We start from the raw sequence: 24,513 nt of genomic DNA on the forward strand, positions 1-24,513 counted from the left end.
AGGCAACGCCTCATGATTCTTCAATCTTGAGAGACTGCTTCTGCAAGCTCACCTGATAATTTCAAATTCTTAGACTTCGTTGCAATGTCCCCAAGTGAAATGATTCCCACTAACCGTTTATCTTTATTTAAAACGACTAAACGTCGGATTTGTAAGGTTTCCATTTGGTCGACGATTTTTTCTAGAGCATCATCTTCGAAGCAATAGTGAATTTCTTGCGTCATCACTTCCCCGACTTGGGTTTTATTGGGATCTTTACCTTCGGCAACGCCCCGAATAATAATGTCACGATCAGTAACTGCGCCAACTAAGCGATCATTTTCACCCACGGGAATGAAACCATAATCTTGTGCTTTCATTCTTAAGGCTGCATCTTTGAGCGATGCCGTGGGGGGGAGAAACTCAGGTTTTTTAGACATTATTTCTTTGGCTAACATAATTAACCTCCTATTCATAAATTCCCTGGATTATTGTTATATTTTACCATGGAAAAGGTTGTGTCCGTTTTTTTGAGTTAACTTATTGATTAGTTAATAAAAGCGTATCCTTTAAGCTTGATTTCGCACCAAAGACGCAAATATTATAATTTTCAAAATATTGAAACAGGTAACAAACGTTAATTTAATTTTTTTCTTTAAGCGTTTGAAAAAAAGCAGGTGGTGATACGACGCGCCTTGAAGCCTGATCAATAAAAACGACGGTGATTTCAGCGCGACAAACTTCTTCTTGTTTTGTATTTTTAACCAGATATTGTAATTCCAGCTTTACCTTAGTGATATCACCAATACCGATGACGAAAGTCAGGTCATCCCCGTAAAATGCTTCACGTTTATAAAGCACCTCAATTTTTTGTACGACTAAAAAACGTCCTTCTATATCAATTTCTTGGTAATGATAGTTTTTTAAAAATTGAACTTGTGCTTCGTGCAATAAGCTAACCATGGCATCAAAACCAACATGATTGCCATAGTTAATGTGAGAAATCTGGACAGGAATTTCTGTTTGAAAGACAGGTTGCGGTGTTGCTAAAAGCTTTTTTTCCATAGTGTTACCATTTTTTTTGAATAATTAATTGTAAAGGGGATTTAGGCCAAAGTGAATTCTCCGCATTTAATGCTAACTGATAATCATGAGGAAGTGAAAATTGGAAAGTTGAAAAGATCATCCCTAAGGTTAAGCACGCCTCCATAGCTGCATATTCACGACCAATACAAGCACGTTGCCCCACGCCAAAGGGCATGTAAGCGGGATAGGTTTCTTCTGGAAAGGGGACATTAGAAAAACGTTCGGGTTTAAATTTTTCGGGTTGATCCCAATACTCTTCAGCTCGTTGAAGTTGAAAAATAGGAATCATTACAATGGCATCTTTGGGAATTATAAACCCATCGCAATGATCATCAGCTACTGCAACCCGTGAAATCACATAAATGGGTGGATAGAGACGTAAGGATTCTTTAAATACAGTCGATGTAAAAGTTAACTTTGCGATATCATCATAGGTCGGCCTATGTTGCGCTGAGATTGCATCAAATTCAGTTTTAATTTTCAATTGCGCCTCAGGATCTTGAGCGAGCAAATAACAACTCCAGATGATGGAACCTGCAATCGTTTCATGTCCTGCAATTAACAAACCTTTTAATTCGTTTCGTATGAGATTAAAGACAATCGATTGCTCTTGTTCATTTTGATAAGCTTCAGTGAAAGAATTGACTAAGTCATCTTTACTAGTCAGTTGATTCATTCGTCGCAAGATAAAATCAGAAACGAGTTTGTCAAAAATAGTAATAAGCGTTTTAAAAGACTTATGCCGATCATTCGCTTTCATTAAATAAGTAAATTCTAATAAAGTATCAAAATCAAAATTTTTTTCATTAAAGATGGAATTAAGTAAATTACGCAACGTCAGTTCAGGAATAGCTTCCGATATGTTAATACGGGTTTCTTGTGTGTTTTGCCACCGCGTAATCATCTCATTACCATTGCTGATAATAGCTTTTGCATATTCATTATATTTACTACGCTGTAAATGAGGCATCACAATGCGACGATGTTTAGCCCAGAGTGCCTTGTCGTCAGTTATAAAGATGCTGTCACCGAGTGCAGCTTTCAAAAAATGAAATGAGGAGCCTTGCACATGCGTACCTTTAATATAATTATCTTTATGACTCGAAAGGATATGATTAATCATATCTGGGTTCATCATTATAATGGCTTTATGCGGTTTAAGTGATAATGAAAAAACGGATCCATATTGATTGATAAGTTTTTGGATAAAACCTAATCGGTCCTGTTTAAAGCCCCTAAGGACTTCTCTGGGTGAAATATTAGCATGTGGCATTTCTTTCATATCAATCCTTAAAAAGGGCTTGCCTGAAATTATAGATACTTTGTTCAATGCATACAGAAGGTGGTGCCCATCATCCGTTCTACTTTGCATTATTAAGGTTTAATAACTTAAGTATCTTAGGCTGACAACTGCCGCATACCGTTCCAGCTGCTGTTTTATCGCTAAGAGCGTTAAAGTTTGTCAAACCTGATTGAATAGCTTGCTTAAGTTCACCCCGTGTAACTTGCATACATTCACAAATTATTTCTTGATTGTTGCCTTCAGGCAATGGGGACGGGGGCCAAAACAGTCCTGACGCCGTAAAATGATTAATTTCTTCCTCATTAAATGCTGTTCCATCTAATAATCGTCGACAAACTTTGCCCAGTTCTTCCCAACTTCCCTCACTGAAACAATTGAGACAGCGTCCTTGATAAAAAGTTATTTTACGACTAACCCGATTATCGCCTTCGTAGCTTAAGGTCTGGGTTTGATTAAGCACTGATTTGGGCAAATCCGATTTTGAAATAGCAAAAATGTCGTGATTAATAGCCCGAGATGCAGTTGCTACGCTGCCATCTTGTAATTTAAAAATAGCGCAAATGGCTTCCATTCCTCCTACTTGCCCTAAATATTGCATCATGATTCCATGTGAGCGAAGGGGATAAACACTAATCTGGGCTTGCGTCAATTCCCGAATAGCTTGCGAATCTGCATATATTTCTTCAAAACGTTCTGCTGGCATTTTCAAAACTTCAACCGACCCCATCGCTTTAGCAGTCCCAGCCCGTCTTGTTTTAGTGATTACTCCAAGTTCTCCGAAAAGATGACCGGCATTCAGTTGGATCACTTGCGAAGTTTGTCCCGGACTTTTAATACTAATTTCAACTGTTCCTAATTGAATAAAATAAACTGCGTCTGAGACTTCACCTTGTTTAAAAATAACCGCCCCATTTTTAAAATACCGAGGTTGTAAAGTTGTATCGTTACGAAATAATTTTTCTATCGATTGATAAATGTGATGCTGCGCACTCATCCGAGCAAAAAATTGATCTTTGCCAATTTTTTTTAAGTGAGCTAAGGTTTTATTGTCGAGAAATTGAGAAAATAATTGTCGCGAAACTTCTAGTACTATTACGTCAGTCAAAGCTTGAACGCTTGCTTGTCGTTCACCGGTTTCGTTTATTAAGGCTTGTTCACCTACATATTGTCCTTCTTCCAGTTGTGCTAAATCAATTTCTTCTCCTTCATTCCTATGCGTAAAGACACGAAGCGATCCTTGCATAAGGATGTAACAACTGTGGCCAATTTCGCCTTCTTTTATTAAAAGCGTATCTTTTGGAAAACGAAGGGGCCGCATCAATCTCACTAATTTTTTTAAGTTAGTATGATCCAAATGATCGAACAAGTGGGTGTGTTGCAAAAGTTTTTCAATTGACGCTAATCTTTTTCGATTAAATGCAGATCCAACTTTCCAAGACAGATTGTTAATGAAGTATTTAAATTTTAAAAATGCATCCTGCACAAGTATGATGCTCCTATTTAGCTAATTTCCAAATGGCTAAAGTAACCAAGGTACCGTCTAATAATGAATCACGACACAACCCACGTTTAACTTTGCCACTTGTTGTTTTCGGCAAAGATTTGGCGGGGAGCAAAGCGATGATGTTAGTTGATAACCGATTATTTTTAGCGACTGCGCGTTGAATCGCAGAAAAAATCGCTGGATAAGTCTTTTCGTCTACGTCGGGTTGAACTTCACAGACAATTCCTAAGTGTTCTTCTTCATCCATTTCAATACTAAATGCTGCCGATTGCCCGATGCGAATACTTTGATGTGATTCATTGACAGAATGCTCAATGTCTTGAGGATAATGATTAACACCATGAACAATGATGAGATCTTTTAACCGACCCGAAATATATAAATTATCTTTATAAATAAAACCTAAATCGCCTGTGCGTAAATAGGGTTTGTGACTTTCATCACCTTGAATATGGACATGAAAAGTCGCTTGCGTTGCTTCTGAAAGTTGCCAATATCCTTGCGCTACACTCGCACTATGAATCCAAATTTCCCCTACCTCAAAATCTTCACATTCTTTTCGCGTGTGTGGATTAACGATACGTACCTCTTGAAACACATAGCCACTGCTCACTAATGATTTTGAATGGGTATCATGTTGGTCGACGATGATCACCTTATGTTTATTTAGCGCATCATTATCGACATAAATAACTTTGTAGCCTTGCTCTGGCATATTACCACTGACAAAAAGGGTGGCTTCTGCTAAGCCATAGCAACAATAAAATGCTTTCTTTTTAAAACCGCAAACTGCAAAAGCACGATAAAATTTTTCTAACGTTTCAGCATGGATGGGTTCTGCACCATTAAATGCCAATGACCAAGATCGTAAATCAAGCTCTTCTTTATCAGGTTCAGAAATTTTTTCAGCACAATATCGATAAGCAAAATTAGGACCCCCACTGACGATCCCTTTGAAATCAGAAATTGCTTTTAACCATTCAACAGGTTTATGAAGAAAATGGAAAGGTGACATAAGCGTGCAAGGTATGCCTGAAAAAAGCGGTTGCAAAATACCTCCAATTAAACCCATATCATGATAGGGCGGTAACCAACTTACCACAATACTTTCATCAGTAAGTCCAAAAGCTTCGCGCGTGATGCTTAAGTTGTGCAATAAATTTTTATGGCTAATCATGACGCCTTTTGGTATGCCTGTTGAGCCGGAAGTGTATTGTAAAAAAGCGAGATGATCGGCTGCGATTGCTACAGGATGCCAATCTCTTGCTGTTTCCAAAGCGATGTCATTGGTAGTGACAAGTGTTAATTTTTCGAAATCCCAACGGGTAAAAGGAATTTGTTTGGCAAAGTAAGGCTGCGTAAAGTGTTTTAATAAGGGTAAATGTGTTATGAATTTCAACCATTTTAATTGTCGAAATTTTTTAATAATGTCGTCAGTTGATAATAAGATTTTTGCGCCAGCATTTTCGATAATCGCTTGGAGACGCTCCACTAATTTAGGATTAGCGGGCGGATAGACTAAGACGGCAATAGCGCCTGCATAAATACAACCATGGAACGCTTCAATGAGTTCGAGACCGGGTGGATATAATAAAATGACCCGATCACCTTTTTTAACTTTACGTTCCTGCAACAAAGCAGCAATGGCTCTGGCACGTTGATCGAGATTACGGTAAGTCAAACTCTTAGGATTTCTACCTTTATCGAGTAAAAATCGAAAAGCTAAAGTATCAGGTTGAAAATCGGCGCACGTTTCCAATACATCAATAAGCGAAGTGCAGTATTTTTTTGTTTTAGGATGAATATAATGCACTTGGCCCTCGATTGAGTGAAGGGTACCCTTTAATACTTAATTTTGGGAGTGAACGGCTTTTTTAGCAGGGATAATAGAATAATCAAAGACTTAATGATGGGTAATCTATGGCCATTAGAATACATTATCTCTTGGACGGGTAAAAGGTTCAGTTGCCCTTCTTATTCTAGCAAGGTTGAACAGCGTGAAAACTAGGCTCATCGTCCTTAAGAGGAGCCTAGTAATCGATATGACCCTCTCATTCCTACACTGGTTTTTTAAGGTTTCGGGTTACCTCGCCAATGAGAAGCGGGTCAGCTGGATCTAAGGCCAAGAGAGGGGCGCCTTCTGCAAAATTGAGGTTCTTGTAATCAACCCAAATAATGTTTGGGGCAGTCGTTGCACTAAAGAAATAAATACGATTAGTAGTATCAGCAAGTGAGATCCATCGGGTGGGCCAAGAATCCTCTAGTTTACTACCTGATGTATCTTCAGCGCCAAAGGGGACCATTACGGTGCGCATCACAGAAAGAGCGCCTGCAATAGCTTCAATATAATTTTTTGGCGCAGGAAGCGTTTTGAGGAAGGAAGAGGCGCGCACAAATCGACTTAGAGGATCGACATCGCCTGGCAAAGGTAATGTGCCGCCAAATAACTTATATCGTTTAAGGTTTTTTAATTGAATACTATATGCGGGTTCATTGGTTAAAACATGATATTGTTGACCTTGATAAACCTTCATTTCGCCATTAATAAATTCAATCATTGCTGAATTACCCTGCGCGTCCTCGATGGCCAAATGCAATGGCCATTCTTTATCGTGCACTTTCATAGAAACAATTTGCAAATTTTTTGAAGCCGCGAGCGCTTCATCAACAGTTTTAAAGTTATCAAGCATGTATTGCGCCCACAAGCCATTGCCGAGCGCTGGTCTTTTTTCATCCCGCTTACCGTAATCTGTTTTTTGCAAGTAAAGTAAATGGGCAATAAGGCCATGTTCATTCATGCCATCAGAAACAGTTGTCGTATGAAAAGCTGTAATGACGACGCTGCCATATTTTGATTTCCATTTGAGGGAATTTTCCCCGCCCTCGCCATCGCGTTCGATTCCTCGTGGTTGCACAAAGAGTAAAGGCATGTCAGAAACATACAAATCCGTCGAGCGAGCTGCGACTTTGGCTTGCGTATTATCATTCCAAAATATCATCGTGCAGGCGTAATGGATTTGAGGAGCTAAGGCAATAATCATCCCAATTAAATACAATTTCGTACGAAATGTTCTCTTAGCAAGCATAAAGGAGATCCTTCTCACAATAAAAGAGGGGTGTGGTTATTGTAACCCTCGAACGCAGGCGAGGGAAATCAAGGTTCAGCTTGGGCTGTTTTTCTTGATGCCCTTCCTAAATAAGGACAAAATAAAAAGCTATTTTAGGGAAGATCAATTTTAAAAAATGGAGATGTCTTATGAAAATTCCGTGCAAGAGTAAGCTGTCTGTGACACTTGCCACAGCAGTATTCGCACTCAATCCCATTTCATCTGCTATCGCTGCAACTTTTAATTATGGCGAAGCCTTGCAAAAAGCTATTTTCTTTTACGATATTCAACGGTTAGGAAAAGTTTCAGAAGGGACAGGTGATCTTGCCAACCGCGTTTATTGGCGAGGCGACTCCTTTTTACAGGATTATGCTTTACCCAATGAAGAAGGCGTTGTCGATCTCGGGGGTGGATTTGCTGATGCAGGTGATAATGTAAAATTTAATTTCCCAATGGCTGCATCAACCACTTTGCTGGCTTGGAGTGTTATCGAATTTCGCGGGGCGTTTGAGAAAAGTAATCAATTGAAACCTATGCTTGCGAATCTTCGCTGGGCTGCTAACTACTTATTAAAATCATGGGATACCAAAAATCAGCGTCTATATGGCCAAGTCAGTCCGGACAGTGTGCAAGCTGAGCATAGTAATTTATGGATGCCATTCGAAGTGATTGATCAAGCCTCCATCGATAAGAATTTGCGACGCTTTGCTTTTTATGTGGATCAGGCGCATCCGGGAACCGATCTCGCAGGCGAAACGGTAGCGGCACTTACTGCGACCTCCCTGGCTTTTCAAGCGACGGATCCAATTTACGCGGGACAATTATTAGCAGCTGCTAAAAGTATTTATCAAACATTAGTTAATGTGCCAACCAAGGGTAAATATTCAGATAATTTAGGTAGAAGAGCAGGCGGCAGTTGGAAAAAGGCAGATATTAGCAGTTTTTATAATTCTTGGAGTGGTTACAATGATGAAGTGAGTTGGGCGGCAGTCTGGCTTTATCGTGGTACTCAAGATGTCAGTTATTTAAATACCGCAAAACAATTCGTACCCTTAGGCAACAAAGTTGCTACGCTCTCTTGGGATGATAAATCTTATGGTACATACCTTTTGCTTGCCAAATTTTTACCCGATACTGATCCTGTCAAAGCATCGGCAAAAGCTTCAGCTGAAGGTTGGTTAAATGCCTGGTCACGGGGCACCGACGGCCATGTCTTTTCACGGGATGGTTTGGCGATCTCAACAGCATTGTCACCTTGGGGTAATGCGCGTTATGCCGCAACGACTGCTTTCGGTGCACTGATTTATGACGCTTATTTTGCCACCAATACGTATGACACTTTTGCAAAAAATCAAATTGATTATTTATTAGGTAACAACAGCAAAGGCTTTAGCTATGAAGAAGGATTCGGGACAAAATATCCACGTCGATCGCATCATGCAACAGCACAGGGACGTTGGGGTGGAAATAATGATGTTGGTTTACGAGAAGACAATCGTCACATTGCCTATGGTGCGCTAGTTGGTGGCCCAAAAGATACAAATGATACGTATGAAGATGATCGTAGTGATTATATCGGTAATGAGATTGCTTTAGATTATAATGCCGGATTTGTCGGTGCACTTGCTGCACTGTATGGTGAATATGGTGGAACGCCTTTACCTAATGATCAATTCCCGCCAACCCGTGCTTTAGAAAAGCCACCCACCGATGAAATTTTTGTTAATGGCTCAGTGCAATCAGGTCGAATTGATAATAATCAAGCCACGGTGCAAGTGTTATTACTTGCAACCAATCACAGTGCCTGGCCGGCGCGGGTCACTCGTAATCTTAAAATTAAATATTTCGTTAATTTATCAGATAAACCAGCAAATGGGACGGTTAAGGTACAGACCTTTAGCACGGATCCTCGCGCTGTCATTTCAACGTTAAAACTTTATGATGCTGAAAAACAAATTTACTATATTGAAGTATGGTTTAAAGATATTCCGATTTATCCAGGAGGCGATGAGCGTGCAATTTCGTCGAAAGAAACGCAGCTGCAATTCCAATTTTCATGGGCTCATGATTACACCAAAGATTGGTCTTATCAGGGTTTAGGGTCGCAAAATAATCTAAAAGTTGCGCGGTATGTTCCTATTTATGACGTCATTGAGGGCAGTGATAAATTATTATTTGGCAATGAACCTGTGAGCCAACCGCAAGGTATTTTGAAGTTAAATTTTGCTGCGAACCTACCGCAACCATGTTTGGGAGCAAAAGATACTTTAGTGATTGGACAAAATGATAGTCCGGTTTTTACGATTGGCATGACACCTTTTTCTTATTCAATGCCTCTCGGTGGACCCTTCAATGTTAGTCTGAATTCCACCGCAAATCCCCTTACCGTGGAAGGCGGAACTTGCCAAGGCGGGTTGAATGCAAACCAGGCTAATGTTCCCGGCCAGCTTACTGCTAATTATACGTTTAGACCGACACCACCCGTAGAAAAAGGAACCATTCAAGTTGTACCGTCTGCACAATCCGATCCTAAATGTAATAATGCATCTGACACGCTTTTTCTGGATCAGGAAACGACGGGGCGGGCCTTCACGGTAGCGCAAGATGGAATTTCAGTGCTCGTCCCCACGGGTACTCATCAAGTGAAATTAACTTCGCAATCGTCGATTCCTGCAAGTGGCGGCCAAGCAGGGTACTGCACCAGTACACTTAATCGTGCCCAGGTAAACGTTACGAAGGATCAAGCTAGCATTGTGAGTGCAACGTATCAATATCATAATAATGATACGGGCATGTCTTGCTCCATTGTCGATGCTAAAATTACTCAACAATCTGATTGGGGTTCTGCGAAAGGTTTAGTGAATACGTTTGAAGTGAAATTCACAGTGACTGGCTTTCCAAAAGAGCCTAATGGCAGAACATTGTTGGATGGAAGCTTTACCCTGAAAAATGATTTTGTCCAAAATTTCTGGGGTAATTTCGGTATGAGTTCTTCCAGCTTTAATTTAAATGTGGGTCAATTTAAAGGTGAAATTTGGCCGAACCAATTACCTGTGAGTTTGTCAGGTTTTATCTTTAATAAAAATCCAATGAAAGTAGGAGAAAATCCATTGCAATCGATGACCATCGGGGGTGTCGTTTGTCGTTAGTCATTTAGGCAAAAATCCCGTGCAGAGATGCACGGGATTTTTTTTAAATCATAAATAGATATTTGCACAAAATGGAAATCAATTATCTTCCCATTTACAGATTTCAGGGCCGGTTCTAATGGTCCAGCATAGAAAGTAACAATAATATCGGTTAGCGAAGAAAGGACTGGTGACGACATACATTCTCAGGCCGCCTGCAAAAGAATTACCGGGACACGGATAAGAATTATTGGTGCTTCCCGAACCACCGCATTCCCAGTCTGGACTGTTTGGCGCCGGATCATAATAATTGGCAGTGCCATAGCAACGGTAAGTCTTAGGTTTTACGGTTAAGGGATAGAGATTAGTGGAATCAGAAGCTGCATAAATTGGAGCTACGCTTCCGCATAAAACCAAGGAGGTTAATAAAAACAGGGGATAAAAAAATTTGCGCATATTTATCATCCATAGAGTTGATCGAATATTAGAAATCCTAATTGAATCGCTGTCTATCCTTAATTAATTATACTTGTGTTTCTTTCAAGTGGGCTGAAATAGGGCTCATTTGTTCTTTCTTAAGATTACCCTAAGGCTTATTGTTAATTTTGAATTTTTTCTATTGATTATACAAATAGTTACCAAGTGGATGGTCCAATATTCTCTTAACCTTAACGCTTTACAATAGAGATCACTTTAAAGCGGAGGGATGTAATGAATTCTGTTGAAGATATTCTAAAAATTGCAAATTGGGCAGTAACCCAAACGCGGACAATCATTCCCTATTGCGGCAATTTACCGGATCGGTTTAATCAACTCAAACATCGTAAACTTTGGGTTTCTTTAGAGCGTCGCGAACCGCAAAATGCAAAGGAGAAACAATTTTTAAAGGAAATGCTCAACTGGCGACTTGATCTTTCATCTGATGTTAATCGCGAGGATTTGGAAAAGGTCGATTACTATATAGAAACATACCAGGACTTTTATAGCCTTAATGATTTAAGTAAGGAAGCCCAGAGGATGACGCACCGTTCAAAAAGTGCTAAGTCTAAAGGAAGGACTTCACTTGAAAGCCTAGAAAAAACGGCAAAACAAGCCCTGAAGTGGGAAGTAGGCAATTGTGGTGAAACAAGTGCCTTTGCACAACTTTTATTAATGGAATACCCCGCTGAAGGCTTACCTGGACTCCCAGCATTACAAAATTCAGTTTCAATTGAGCGCATCAATTTAAAAGCCGAAGACCATGTTTTTTTAATATTGAATCGAGATCCAAAGTCTGACTTATCGAATCCGGAGTCATGGAAACCAGATACTATCATTTGCGATCCATGGGAGAAAAAAGTTCGAACTATTGCAATGATTTTAGCTGAATTAACAACTCCCAATGACTTACTTGCTTTTAAAAATCGGTTTTTAAGTGCTAAAAATTGTTCTCCCGATAACCTTTTTTCTATCGGGGAAGTTTATAATCGCCCTTGCCACTCTAATCATTGGCAGAATAAGGTCAACAGTCAAAAGTATTGGTGTCCGCAAAAGCTTCTCGAAGTAAAGAATCGAAACAATTTTCCTGAAAACTTACCCATAAAAACCCGAGATCCTTTTACAGCTGTTCATGATAGTCAATCGATGGAGAAAGTATTGGAGCGCCTGCATATCGAGACCACGCTAGGTTGTTTTTCGGGGGTGTTTGAACTCAGTGATTTAAACGATTTATTTCAGTCCCTCGCTGATTTATTTATACAAAATAAATCAGCGCTAGAAAAAGCCATACACATTACTTTCTACCATTTAGCACAATCTTATGAAGTTATTTGGCATAAAGAAGCGTGGAAAGTTAGAACACAGAAAATATTTGAGACGGTTCCACATACTGAGATGGGGTTGTACTTTTATGATGGTCTCAAAGGTGTTCACGATAAAAAACCATTTATTTTCACTGTAGAGTTGCAGGGACCAGAGGATCCAGATTTGATTGCGCTTTTGCAACCGGTGGTTACAAAATACTCCCTTGAAAATATTTCGCCTGAGCATGCTAAGGCCCAAGATAGCGAAGGTGTAGGTTTGCTCCATCTCGCAGCTCAAGGTGGCGATCTTAAAAGTGTTAAAATTTTAATAGCCAAAGGCGCAGAATTACTCATTACAACGACGAATAATATGACACCACTTGATTGCGCCTTAACTTTTGATCACGTTCATATCGTTGAATATCTTTTAGCCGGCTACCGACAAAGAAATCACCCCATTGCAGATAGCGTGATTTTATCACCACTTCGTTATGATGATGCCGAATTATTGCAATTATTTTTAACTCATGGCTATTACCCAACCTTGCATAGCATCGTGTGGGAATTTCATCATTTGAAAGATAACTGCCTTGAAGTTTTTAAAGAAAATGGTTTTAAGTTCAACGAAACAATTGTTTTAGATGAAAAAGCATTTCAAGATTTGGTGGCACAATTAGCAATTACAGATTTTGTGGACATGGAAGAAGTAGAAGCTATGAGTGAAGGCAAAATTTCAATAGCTATGGAACGTCTATTAGATTGGCTGATGGTAAAGTGTGATTTCGAATATTCCAAAGAAAAACTTTTTTCGGTTGAATTCCTATTATTAAACAATTCAAGTTTTCAAAAATTTATCACTACCGCAGATGAATTGAAGGAGATATTGGTAGAGACGGATTTGAGAAATTTTCGTTTATTAAAAAAAGAAATAAACAATGTTGTCCGTTATTTATTTTATCATGCTGTAGAATTTTTAAAGAATGGCGAGCTTACTGTAGATAACCTTATTGAAATGTTACATTTTTATTTGGATTTGGTTAAACGCAACCCGGATATCCTCCCTATGATGTTTCAAGTAAAAGACAATCAAATAAAAATATTAGGACAATTAGCACGTAATTTTAAAAGCGGCTTCAAAATTCATTTCAACACAATGATGGGTAAACTAGATCAAGACTTATATTGGCAGTGTTTAGATTTCGCTAATCTTATTGGCATTCCTCAAATGGAACTTAATTATCATATTATTGTTTGGCTGCATGCTGCGTCGAAAGATTTATCAGTTCATGATTATGTAAAAAATATCGCGGATTTTTACAATGGATTTGATTACGAAACAAGAACCCTAGAGCTTCATCATTCTATAAGGGCTGCCATTAAAAAGGTGTGTGTGGATCAAAATATTTCTTTTGCTCAAACTTTCGAAATTTATAATAAGTTAGTTTCACCCCAAGATGAAATTTGTCATAACAACAAGAGAGCCCGCGAAGATCAAGCACCAGAGCAAAACAAGCGGTATGAAATTATTAATTTTAGTCATGCACCCGCAAGATTATTTTCACCCGCCGTGCTTGAGCCAAATGGAGATCCATATCGTGATAGTGGAAATCCATACCGTAAAATCCCCACGCTCTAATAACTCAATCCCCGGTTGGGCTAACTATGTTAAGGAGGGCGAAGGGAGAGGAATCATTAAATTAATGATTTTAAAGATAATTTATTTTTAAAACCTTTATGATGCAGAAATAGTCAATAACCCACTTTCACCTAAAACCCCCCGTTATCTCATCTATACTTCAAATAGAGCAAGATATTGAAGGGGTTTGAAGTGGTTGAATTAACTGGATTTTCCTCGATTGACATGATTAAGAAGGATGAGAAAACTGCACTCTATCGCGCGGAACGCAGTCATGATCATAAGCTTGTTATATTCAAGACTTTGCTGGCCCCCCATCCGAATGTCACTGATTTGCGGTCTTTGCAAGATGAATATGAATTGCTGTGTAGACTCCCCAGTAATGATGTTCCAAGGCCCCTAGAATTGATACAAAATGGTGAGCAAGCCGCACTCATCCTAGAAGACAGCGGGGATGTGTTGTTGAGTGGATTAATTCATAAAAAGCCACTCAACATTAAAGAATTTCTAGAATTGGCAATCATCCTTACGAGAACCATTGGCGATTTACATGAACGTGGCATCATTCATAAAGATATTAAGCCTAACAATATTCTTGTAAATTTAGAAAGACATACCGCGAGATTAATTGATTTTGATTTAGTGATGTTATTGCCGCGCCAGACACAAGGTGTCACTAATCCTGATTTGCTTGAAGGTTCGCTCGCATACATGTCTCCTGAGCAAACGGGAAGAATGAATCGTAGTATTGATTATCGAACTGACTTCTATTCCTTAGGCATTACCTTTTATGAAATGTTAGTTTCACGATTACCTTTTAAAGCACCCGATGCTTTAGGGATGGTCCATGCACACATCGCAAAGAAACCCATACCGCTTTCACAATTGAATCCTCATATTCCTGAAATGCTAGATGCAATTGTTTTGAAGCTCATGTCCAAAATTCCTGAAGAACGTTATCAAAGTGCGCATGGCTTAAAAGCTGATTTAGAAAAATGTTTAATGTTATGGATAGAGACACAAACAATTCCTCATTTTGAATTAGGGCTAGAAGATACTTCAGGTACTTTTAGTATTTCGAAAAAATTATATGGTCGTGAGAAAGAGTTAGCAATCTTATTAAAATCCTATGAACAAGTGAGTGCTGGTGATTCTATGCTCCTGCTGGTAACCGGTTATGCAGGTGTCGGAAAATCAACCCTCATGAGTGAACTCCATAAACCTGTTATCGCTAAACGTGGATATAGTTGTAACGGTAAGTTTGATGAATTTCAGCAAAATGTGCCTTACAGTGCGTTGATTAATGCTTTAGAGAATTTGATAAATCAAATACTGACGGAATCCGAAGAAAATATTAGCCGTTGGCGAATCGAGTTTCAAAAAGCATTGGGTGAAAATGCTGGCGTTATTACCAAATTAATCCCTGCCCTTGAATTAATAATTGGCGAGCAACCTGCTTCTTCTACGATGGAAGCTGCAGAAGCTGAAAAACATTTTTACTGGGTCATGAGAAATTTTATACAAGTATTTGCTCGTAAAGAACATCCTTTGGTTATTTATCTTGACGATATGCAGTGGGCAAGCTCATCTTCTTTGCAATTAATTTCTCACTTATTAAAATCAAAAATCCATTATTTAATGATTGTTGGTGCATATCGTGATAATGAAGTAACGCATAACCATCCCTTAAAACTTGCCCTAACTGAATTGCAAGAAGATTATCGTAATATTTTAACATTGAATCTTATGCCATTATCACTAACCAATGTTGAAAATCTTATTGCGGACACGTTAGATCAAAATATTATTTCAGTGAAGCAATTGGCAAAGATTTGTTATGAAAAAACCGATGGTAATCCCTTTTTTCTCAATCAACTTTTGTCGCTTTTAAATGAAGAAGGCTTTATTGAATTTGATTCAACAACCAATTCTTGGAAATGGGATATTGAGAGAATTACCACGCATCCCGTAACGACGAATGTTGTTGAGCTCATGATTAAGAAATTAACGCGATTGCCCGAAGAAACTAAAAAAATATTGCAATTAGCATCTTGTATAGGTAATTCCTTTGATATTAAATCTTTATCAACTATTTTGAACTTAAGTAAAGAGCGTGTAACTGAAATGCTTTGGCCTGCCTTATTTGAAGGGTATGCAACAGCTTACGACGATAGTTTATTTAAGAAGTCAGATCCCTCATATCAATTGTGTTATCAATTTGTTCATGATCGAATTCGTCAAGCAACTTACTTGACGATGGATACAGATGAAAAAAAGATTTTTCATAAGAAAATTGGTTACTATTTGTTGGAAACGACGAGAGCACAAGTTGTAGAAAATAAAATTTTTGAAATTGTTAATCATTTAAATTTTTCAATGGATTTGCTCAATAAGCCTGAGGAAAGATTGCAACTTGCCAATTTAAATTTTTCTGCTGGACAAAAAGCTTTAGAGTCTGTGGCATTTACGCAAAGTTTAAAGCATCTCAAAAAAGCAATTACGTTATTACCTGAGCACACCTGGCAAAATCATTATAAATTGACACAGTCACTTTATACGTTAGCTGCAGAAATAGCCTACATTACCAATCAAACAGTATTGATGGAACGGTATGCGAAGGTTGCCCTGGCGCGCGCAACGAATGCACTTGATAAAGCTAAAATTTACGAAATTAAAACAGATGCTTATACTAAAACGGATCAATGCTTTAAAGCAATTCATGCGGCACGTCTAGGATTACGTGAATTAGGATTGAAACTGCCTAAAAAAATGCTTTCCTTTGCTATCAGTAAAGAGCTTTTGTACCTTAATTTTTTAATATTTAATAAATCAGAAGAGGATATTGTTTCCCTTCCCACACTTCAGAATGAAAAAATTGCGCAAGCTCTTCGTCTTTTAGTAAGGGTTATGCCTTCAGCCCAATCGAAATCTGTGGAACTTTTAGCATACGTTTCTTTAAAGACCGTTACCTTGTCGATTCGCTACGGTAACACAGCGATCAGTGCTGTTGCCTATATGATGTGTACACTTATTTTTTGGCGCATCGGTAATTTTAAAAAATCAAAAATGTTTAGTGCCGTTGCTTTACAGATAGCGGACCGGTTTCATGCCAAGCGGGAAAAAGGCATTACTTTGTTCACTGCCGGCGCTTTTTTACAACCTTGGTTTGGACATCTAAGAAAAAGCGAGCCGTTATTATTGGAATCTTATAAAATTTCTCTTGATACAGGTGAGATATCCTATGTTGGTTATAACGCTTTTTTTTATTGCCTCTTTAAATTCTGGAGTGGGTATGAATTAAGTGAAACGATTGAAGAAACAAAGCAATTTTTGGAAGCGGTGCTTCCTTTTAAGCAAAACATTCCTATTCCATCCATGCAACTTACTTTGCAGATGTTAGAGAATCTCCATGATGTTAAGGACGATCCCACTGACTTTACCGGTTCTTACATGGATGAGAAAACTTGGTTAACTGACTTTGGGTCGGCAAATAAATTACAAATTACTGCTTATTACTTTCTCAAACTTTATTTCAATTATTTGTTTGGTCACCATGCCAAAGCGCTTATCTACGAACAACATGTCCAAATTGATAATTTCACCGGTATGTATTCTTTTGCTATGTACCATATGTACGGTGCTTTAAACCGTTTGGCTTTATATAATGATGCATCACCAAAAGAAAAAAAATCATCTTGGAAAAAAATTAAATATAATTTAAAGCGCCTAAAGAAATGGTCAGAGTATTCACCTGATAATTTTTTAAGCAAATATTATTTGGTGGCGGCTGAATTTGCGCGTATAAAAGGTCATGATGAAGATGCAATAAGTTATTATGACCAATCCATTGAGCTTGCCCAAAAAAATAAATTTGTTCAGGAAGAAGCTTTAGCCAATGAGCTTGCTGCTAAATTTTATTTAGCCAAGAAAAATAAAAAATTAGCTAAACTCTATATGCAAGAAGCGTATTATGCGTATCAACGCTGGGGTTGTAAGCCGAAATTGCAACAATTAGAACATTTATTTCCTGACTTGATTTTAAGTATCATAGCGAACGACATTGCGGCGCCACAACGCCAAGCTTTAGATGTAAGTACCATTTTAAAAATTTCTCAAGTCATTTCAAAAGAAGTCGTGTTAGAAAAGTTGGTGAAGAAAACACTTAAAATAATGATAGAAAACATGGGTGCTGATCGTTGCGTATTATTATTAGAAAGTGATAAAGAACTCTTTATCGAAGGTGAATACCTTGTTGGTAAGAAAGCCCGTGTTTTAAACTCCATCCCTTATACAGAGTATGAAAATATTCCTAGCTCCATTATTGATTATGTTAAACGTACTAAACAAATTGTTTCTATCCCGAATGTAGATAAAGACCAGTTATTTAGTCGTGACTCTTACATTATTTTATCCAAACCAAAATCCATTTTATGTTCGCCCATCCTCCAACATGGTGCTTTACAAGGCGTGTTTTATTTTGAAAATCGATTGACCATGGATGCTTTTACGCCTAGCCGGATTGAATTATTAAAATCTATGTCCGCGCAAATTGCCATTTCGATTGAAAACGCTCGACTTTACAGTTCATTTGAACGATTTGTACCACAACAATTTTTAAATCTTTTAGAAAAACGCAATGTTATGGATGTGAAGTTAGGAGATTCTATACAAAAATCCATCTCTATTTTATTTATGGATATTGCTGGATTTACATCTATGTCTGAGCGTTTACAACCCGGTGAAGTTTTCAGCTTTATGAATACTTACTTGAGTTACATGGAACCGATTATTGCCAATAAAGGCGGCTTCATCGATAAATATTTAGGCGACGGTATTATGGCTTTATTTCCTCAATCAGCTGATGATGCCTTGCGTGCAGCGATTTTACTTCAACAAGCGCTGATTGATTATAACCATCAGCAATTAGTCCAAAAGGAGAGTAAAATTCTGGCCCGAATTGGCGTAAATACGGGTGAAACGATTTTGGGAATGCTAGGGAGTCAGCATCGTATTGATGGGTCAGTTATTGGCGATGCAGTTAATGCTGCTTCTCGTATTATGGATTTAAACCAATTATACGGCACTTCTATTTTAATAAGTGAGCACACGCGTTTAGGCTTAGATAATCCGAAGGCCTATCCACTACGTTTGATTGATCAAGTTAAAGTAAAAGGGAAGCTTGAAATTTTACCCGTTTGGCAAGTTTTAGTTAATACACCTGCAGAAGTTATTCCTGAACTGATTGCGTTGTATCAATCGGCGCGTGAGGCATATGTTCAAGGTGATTTAACGGGAGCGGAGCTTAAATTTTCTGCTTGCTTATTACTCTATCCCGAGGACAGCGTAAGCCAATATTTTATTAAGCGTTGCCAGAATTACATTGCACGAGGGTTACCGGAAGAGTGGGACGGTGTGACGACTTTAACGCATAAGTAAGCGTCGAAAGGAAGGCTGAAAGTTTTTCTTCCAGCCTGTTTTAAATTAAGCAAGATCCCAAGTTACAGACATTCCCACAACATTGATGGAAGTATGCACGTTACCCACCGTAGTTAAGCCGAGTAGGGTATTGTTGATCGGCGCATTTTTTGCAAAGACATGGACATAACCTAAATCCATCCCCAAAGTCGGTTTCCATTGATAATGACCACCAATACCAAAAATAATGCTGTTACCAACAGGCAGCGTTACATTACGATCCCGTCCATTCTGTGGTGTTGGGTCGTAACTTAAACCTGTTCTGAAAATCCATTGAGATTGATAATGATATTCCCCGCCCAAAGCATAGCGGATCGTATTATGTAAATTTTGTGGTACAACTAAAATACTGGCAACGGCACTATTGCGTGCTACGATATTTTTGACAATATCCCATTGCGTATAATCCATGGTTGCCATCATCGCCCACGTCGCATTAAAGGCATGATATAAACTTAAAGACGTGATCGCAGGCAGGGGAAGTGTAATATTTAGATTGTTATTGTTAGGGACGCCTAGATAACTACTTTGACCTTCGAAACGATGCCTAACTTGTGAGCGATAATTGACACCCAGACGGGTAAAATCGTTAAATTCATAAAGTGCACCGGCGTGCCATCCAAAAGCCCAATCATCGCCCCAGGATCTGAGTGGGGAGCTAGGGACAAACGGAGACGGCGGGAAGAAGCTATTGGCTACAATGCGACCGTGTTGCGCATCGGGTCCTGCTCCCAATGAAAAGTGGCGATTAAAACGATACGCAAGACTTGGACCAATATCGATGACTTGAAGCAAGCTGCGTGTCGAGATAAATCGTAGCACCGAATCATTTGGGTATTCCGTAATGGAGCCAAAGGGAGAGGTGACACTCAACCCAAAAAAAGTATTGGCATAAACCGGCATGGCATAATGCATTGCGGGAATAATGCCATTAATCTTACTTCGCGCCGTTCCACTCATACCAACGCTAGTCCCTGAAAACATGGAATCGATTCGGCTGATCCGCCCAGCGGCTAAAACTTGAGGTTTGGGTAGGCGCGTTAAACCCGCCGGATTAAAAAAGTTTGTACTGGCATCAATTGCAATTGCGGCACTACCTGACATGGCATCTTCAAGTAATTCGACATTTTCAGAAGGAACGCGATAATTAGCAAAGCTAACAATAGGAATCAAAAGGGCGGCATAAGATAGAGCGCGAAGTTTAAATTTTTTCATGACTGCTTCCTTGCATCAAATTGCAACTATTGTGTCATAGGTTTAACGCAAAAGAAATAATCTGTTTTTGCAGGCTAATACCTTTTCTTGGAAATATTGTTATTGTTTGGATTATCGTGCTTGTCCATGAGCATGGGCCTTACAACACTTTGACGGGTTGGAACGTTGTTTTTATTATTTGGCGCAAAGAGTGTAATTCCCTTTCCAGGAACATATGAAGGAAGTCTCCGCAATTGATTATCAGTCACTTTTAAAAAGTTATCCAATAATTGAGTTACATCCTCAAATGTAATTGAAGTTATATAGGTCGTGATGAGTTTAAAAAGGTCACGATTCAAATCGTACTGCTTCATGATTTGATAACTGTGCAAAATCCAATAATGTAAATTTAAATGAGTCGTCATGGTCAGTTCCAAGGCGACGGGGAAAGTCATCCCATAATTTTTTAGATAATGTTCAATCTGCTGGGCTTGCAGTCCAATGTTAGCCGTGCTAAATGGCCATTTTTCGCGAAGAATTTTTGGGAGGACTAACTCGCGGAAGCGTGAATCAACCGATAATAAATAGATTAATACTTCATTCCTGCTCATTAAATTCAAAGTGCTATTTTCTATAAAATCTACCTTCCTAGGAAGTAAATTGATTTTATAATTAAACATTGTTTTGGACACACGGTAAGTAGAGGGCATGTGATCAGCGAAGGCGTTAATGATGTGAGTTTGATTCGCATCAATCGCAATCATTAGAGCAATCTCAAGTCCTTGTCCCGTTTTATCTTTTTCAAGATATTTTTTCAATAAAGCTAAATGCCCACCCGTAGTTGCACCCTGGATCATGGTCAACAACATGTCTTTTTGTACCGCTGGCGGAGTAATTTGGAGCAAATCGTTATTAAGTTGAACGTGACCTCCCGTCGTTGCACCTAAAACGCCATAACCTAAACCCGCATGAGCATTCTTGATGAGACTGAAAACAAAGGCCCTGTGATTTTTGTAACTAGCTCCTTTTGCTGCGAAATCGTATAAAGTGGGTACCATCTGCGAACGTTTCAGCTGGTGAAATAGATTATCATTGATCGTTTCACTTTTATTGGCGCTTCCTAATGTATAAAATACACCTTCAGCTGTTACTTCAGGATGGGTTAACCATTTTTCTTCTAACTCAGTATGTCCGCCTTCGATAGCGCCTTTCACGATGTAAACCGGTGAAGGGGGTGGATTTTGCTTTTCCAGCCAAGCTAAAGTTTCAATGTCATTTATTTTTGCAGCAGTATAGGCTGCGACGCTCATGTCGGGACGGTAGCCCCACAATTTCCAAAATAACGCTTTATTCCCGCCAAGTAGGGCGCCTTGAATGGCATCATCAAAACCGGCACCTTTATAAAGCAACTGAAAGGTGTAGTCAGTGTTACCGATCATAGCTGCAGCTTTAACTGCTTCATTTCGGCTTGCGCCAAACTTTTCTATTAAAAACTCGGCGGCATTAATATTTTTCTCAAGAATGAGTTGGCCGACCGCGGAAAACTCGCCCTCAAGTTCTGTAATGCAGTAGCCTTGGTCAATAAGCTTTTGCAGGCCTTCCTTGTCTTCTTGAATGGCTAATTGCTTAACAAGTTTGAAATCAAGGTCTAGATTGATTGGAGTAGTAGTGTTTGGCATTGATTTTATTATCATTTTGTAATAAATTGTACATATTTTAACATTATATTTAAAATAAATACATATTTTAGTCTAAAATTTAACCAATTAGGAGTGGTATATGTTCTTTTCCCGTGAGCGCGACAATTCCAGAAAACTCCTTTTAAAAGCCTTGTGGTATGCCCATAACCATCTTCCTAAGCTGCCTAGTTCAGATAATTCAATTCGGAAAGATGAGGACTATGCCGTGATGCAGAGTATCCAACCTTCTTTACTCTGGCGCATCGACCCAGATGATCTTATTTACCAATTTGCTGTGACCATTAACAAAATCAAGAAATACACCATGGGCGGGGAGAGGGAGTTTGCTTATTTAATCGCTGATTATTTTTTAGGCTTGAGTCAGCAACAATCAAAATTTTTAGGCAAAGTAGAAATCTTTGAATGTGAGGAAAGTAAGCGAATTTTCACCGTCATTAATCGATCCCTTGGCAGTAATGAAAAGGATCCTCGAACTTGGGGAGATAAGGCAGTTTTATGCGATGCGAGTCGACCTGGTATTTATTCAACCCAAGAATACTGGCCCCTGCTTTCAACTCATAAGGTTCGCACTTCGCTTTTGCTCGATATTAAAAATTTAAGTCAACGACATCATTCAAATTATTTGAAGGAAATGCATAGTATTTATGAATATAAGATTCAGCATTTAATTCAATCTCTCTATGATTTGAAAATGACTTTCTCTCGTTTAGCGAAACATTTACTTTCTTTACCCTTGCAGCATGCGATGAAAAATTTCATGCATAAAAAGATGGGAGAAATTGATGTATTGATTGCAACTTATCAAAATGAAAAACCTTCAATAATTGACGGACACGATTATGATGATTATTTTACTTTACTAACCGATCGCTTAAAAAATAATTATGATCAACTGCATTACTTTATGGTGAAATTACAGAATGATAAAAAGAAATTATTTTCTCAAAATTACTCTTATTCCTTATTTAAAAAATTAAATCATAAAAACAAATCGGCTTTAAGTCATGCTATTGAAGGCTTTAAGCTTTCACTTAATGATTTAAGATCAACTACATCTTTCCGCAGGTAGTTTTTTTTGCAGTTAAATAAACATGAAAATTACCGTGTATGCGTCAATACGACTCAATTAAAGCTTATTTATAATAAACTTGTGAGAAATTTTCTGAAAGAAAAAAACCTTGATGACCCAATGCAGCATCATCAAGGTTTTGTTAAGGTTTACTTCTTTAAAGTAACATTGACTGAATATTTAACGGCAGCTGATGTACTTTCTTTACAAACCGTGGAAATGAAATAGACGAAGTTACCATTGGATCCTGGCAAAGTTTGATCTTGGAAGACCCGAATCGTTGGACCCGCACCTTTCCACATAACACGATTGTTCCAATCCGCAACTTGATAGTTTTGAATCGGCGCACTGTTAGTAGGTTCCATCCAAGCTACAGTAATTTGCTTTTTATCCGGCGAATACATTGATTGAATGTTAACGGGTGGTTTGCAATCGCCTGGGGGGGAAGGAGGTGTATCACCATTGACCGTGTACGATTTAACACTTTGCACATACATGCTAGAAGTTTGCATTTGTGCATTAGGCGCCCCCGCATAACCGCCCCCTAATGCAAGGTTCACAATTAAGTAATAACCGCCATTGGGATCATTAAAACCACGTTGTAAAGCGCCGGGGCCATCTGCTGGCAAAGTATCAGTTCGTAGCGGTCCCCAAACTTTTTTATTATCAAAATAGCCGTTGATAATAGAGCCACCTTTAGTGCTGGCAGGATCGGGTTCCCACTCAAATCCCCAGGTATGGAAATCCTTCCAAAGCTCACGCGCGGCGATAGACCGTTCGAAAGGATACCCTTGGAAGACGCAATCATTGCCACCACATTTGGGGCTATTTCCGTTAAAGTGAACTGCGCCAGTGCTGGTTTTGTAATCCGTGCCCCGCAGGTAAGCTTCGGAAATATCGATTTCAGCATTGAGAGGCCAATTGCCATCATTAGTTGGCATCATCCAAATAGCGGGCCACAAACCGCTCTGGTAACTATTGGGTTGCGTACCAGCTTGGCATCTTCCATCCGTACTGGTATCGCATTTAGGCATTTTTACTACAACTTCAACATAACCATGCTTAATTTCTTTCGTCGTCCATGTGTTTGATTTAACCGGTGAGTTAAAAGGCGCGAGATGGAGGTTGTGCCGCGTCATGATTTCGCCCGATTTCCAAAAACCACTGTTAATTTTGTTAGCTAAAAACTTAATTTGGCCAGGCTTGTTTGCGCTATCAACATAAGGCTGCACTAAGTTCACATCGTAAACATTAATTTCACCCGACATTCGATGGTCATAATTGGTGGAGGCATAATATTTTAAACCGTTGGGTCCAATATCATTCAAAATATCTCGTTGAACGGTACAATTTTTTGCTGCATCAAATGCACAAGGTGCCGCATAAGCTGAAAAGCTTGCGCAGCATAATAAAGCGATATAGTTCAATTTAAATTTTTTCATAGACAATCCTTTGTTTATTAGTTCAACTTTTCAACTGTACACGTTTGGCGGGCTGAAAGAAATGGGGTAAAAAATGAGGGCAATTGAAAACTTTATTATAAACATTTGT

General features: G+C 38.7%; 14 protein-coding genes. 4 read left to right on the forward strand and 10 right to left on the reverse strand.

Annotated features, from left to right (window positions below):
- Positions 1-20: 20 nt before the first annotated feature.
- The 6 genes from H0W64_05520 to H0W64_05545 all read right to left on the reverse strand — a co-directional run bounded on the left by H0W64_05520 (position 21) and on the right by H0W64_05545 (position 6,958).
- Positions 21-437 carry a CBS domain-containing protein gene (locus H0W64_05520; GenBank protein ID MBA3661162.1) on the reverse strand — a complete coding sequence of 139 codons (417 nt, stop codon included), beginning with the start codon at positions 435-437 and terminating at the stop codon, positions 21-23.
- 184 nt (positions 438-621) lie between these two features.
- Complete coding sequence (locus H0W64_05525) at positions 622-1,044, reverse strand: acyl-CoA thioesterase (protein ID MBA3661163.1); 423 nt, start codon at positions 1,042-1,044, stop codon at positions 622-624.
- Positions 1,045-1,048: 4 nt separating this feature from the next.
- Positions 1,049-2,347 (reverse strand): cytochrome P450, encoded by a 1,299-nt coding sequence (locus H0W64_05530; GenBank protein ID MBA3661164.1) that lies wholly within the window; start codon positions 2,345-2,347, stop codon positions 1,049-1,051.
- A gap of 79 nt (positions 2,348-2,426) precedes the next feature.
- Positions 2,427-3,851, reverse strand: a complete 1,425-nt coding sequence (locus H0W64_05535) for a cyclic nucleotide-binding domain-containing protein (GenBank protein ID MBA3661165.1) — start codon at positions 3,849-3,851, stop codon at positions 2,427-2,429.
- Positions 3,852-3,864: 13 nt separating this feature from the next.
- The gene (locus H0W64_05540; protein MBA3661166.1) at positions 3,865-5,685 is read right to left on the reverse strand and encodes a fatty acyl-AMP ligase; all 1,821 of its coding nucleotides are present in this window, start codon (positions 5,683-5,685) and stop codon (positions 3,865-3,867) included.
- 244 nt (positions 5,686-5,929) lie between these two features.
- Complete coding sequence (locus tag H0W64_05545) at positions 5,930-6,958, reverse strand: linear amide C-N hydrolase (protein ID MBA3661167.1); 1,029 nt, start codon at positions 6,956-6,958, stop codon at positions 5,930-5,932.
- A gap of 170 nt (positions 6,959-7,128) precedes the next feature.
- Here H0W64_05545 and H0W64_05550 point away from each other — a divergent pair, with 170 nt between their 5' ends.
- Complete coding sequence (locus H0W64_05550) at positions 7,129-10,128, forward strand: glycoside hydrolase family 9 protein (protein ID MBA3661168.1); 3,000 nt, start codon at positions 7,129-7,131, stop codon at positions 10,126-10,128.
- A gap of 78 nt (positions 10,129-10,206) precedes the next feature.
- Here H0W64_05550 and H0W64_05555 read toward each other — a convergent pair whose 3' ends face one another.
- Positions 10,207-10,563, reverse strand: coding sequence for a hypothetical protein (locus H0W64_05555; GenBank protein MBA3661169.1), 357 nt, complete (start codon positions 10,561-10,563; stop codon positions 10,207-10,209).
- Positions 10,564-10,818: 255 nt separating this feature from the next.
- Between H0W64_05555 and H0W64_05560 the strand changes: the two genes are divergently transcribed.
- Both H0W64_05560 and H0W64_05565 read left to right on the forward strand, forming a co-directional pair.
- Positions 10,819-13,524, forward strand: a complete 2,706-nt coding sequence (locus tag H0W64_05560) for an ankyrin repeat domain-containing protein (protein MBA3661170.1) — start codon at positions 10,819-10,821, stop codon at positions 13,522-13,524.
- Positions 13,525-13,716: 192 nt separating this feature from the next.
- Positions 13,717-18,960, forward strand: coding sequence for an AAA family ATPase (locus H0W64_05565; GenBank protein MBA3661171.1), 5,244 nt, complete (start codon positions 13,717-13,719; stop codon positions 18,958-18,960).
- A 45-nt stretch (positions 18,961-19,005) separates the two neighbouring features.
- Here the strand turns inward: H0W64_05565 and H0W64_05570 are convergent, their stop codons facing one another.
- On the reverse strand, positions 19,006-20,214 hold the full coding sequence (locus tag H0W64_05570) for an outer membrane protein transport protein (GenBank protein ID MBA3661172.1): 1,209 nt from the start codon (positions 20,212-20,214) through the stop codon (positions 19,006-19,008).
- Between the two features lie 74 nt (positions 20,215-20,288).
- The gene (locus tag H0W64_05575) at positions 20,289-21,872 is read right to left on the reverse strand and encodes a hypothetical protein (protein MBA3661173.1); all 1,584 of its coding nucleotides are present in this window, start codon (positions 21,870-21,872) and stop codon (positions 20,289-20,291) included.
- A gap of 100 nt (positions 21,873-21,972) precedes the next feature.
- On the opposite strand from H0W64_05575, the gene H0W64_05580 reads away from it, so the two are divergent.
- Positions 21,973-22,962 (forward strand): hypothetical protein, encoded by a 990-nt coding sequence (locus H0W64_05580; GenBank protein MBA3661174.1) that lies wholly within the window; start codon positions 21,973-21,975, stop codon positions 22,960-22,962.
- Between the two features lie 149 nt (positions 22,963-23,111).
- Here the strand turns inward: H0W64_05580 and H0W64_05585 are convergent, their stop codons facing one another.
- Positions 23,112-24,404 carry a glycoside hydrolase family 16 protein gene (locus tag H0W64_05585; GenBank protein ID MBA3661175.1) on the reverse strand — a complete coding sequence of 431 codons (1,293 nt, stop codon included), beginning with the start codon at positions 24,402-24,404 and terminating at the stop codon, positions 23,112-23,114.
- Positions 24,405-24,513: the final 109 nt, after the last annotated feature.

The sequence above is a fragment of the Gammaproteobacteria bacterium genome, from assembly GCA_013816845.1.
Lineage (GTDB): Bacteria > Pseudomonadota > Gammaproteobacteria > DSM-16500 > DSM-16500 > Aquicella.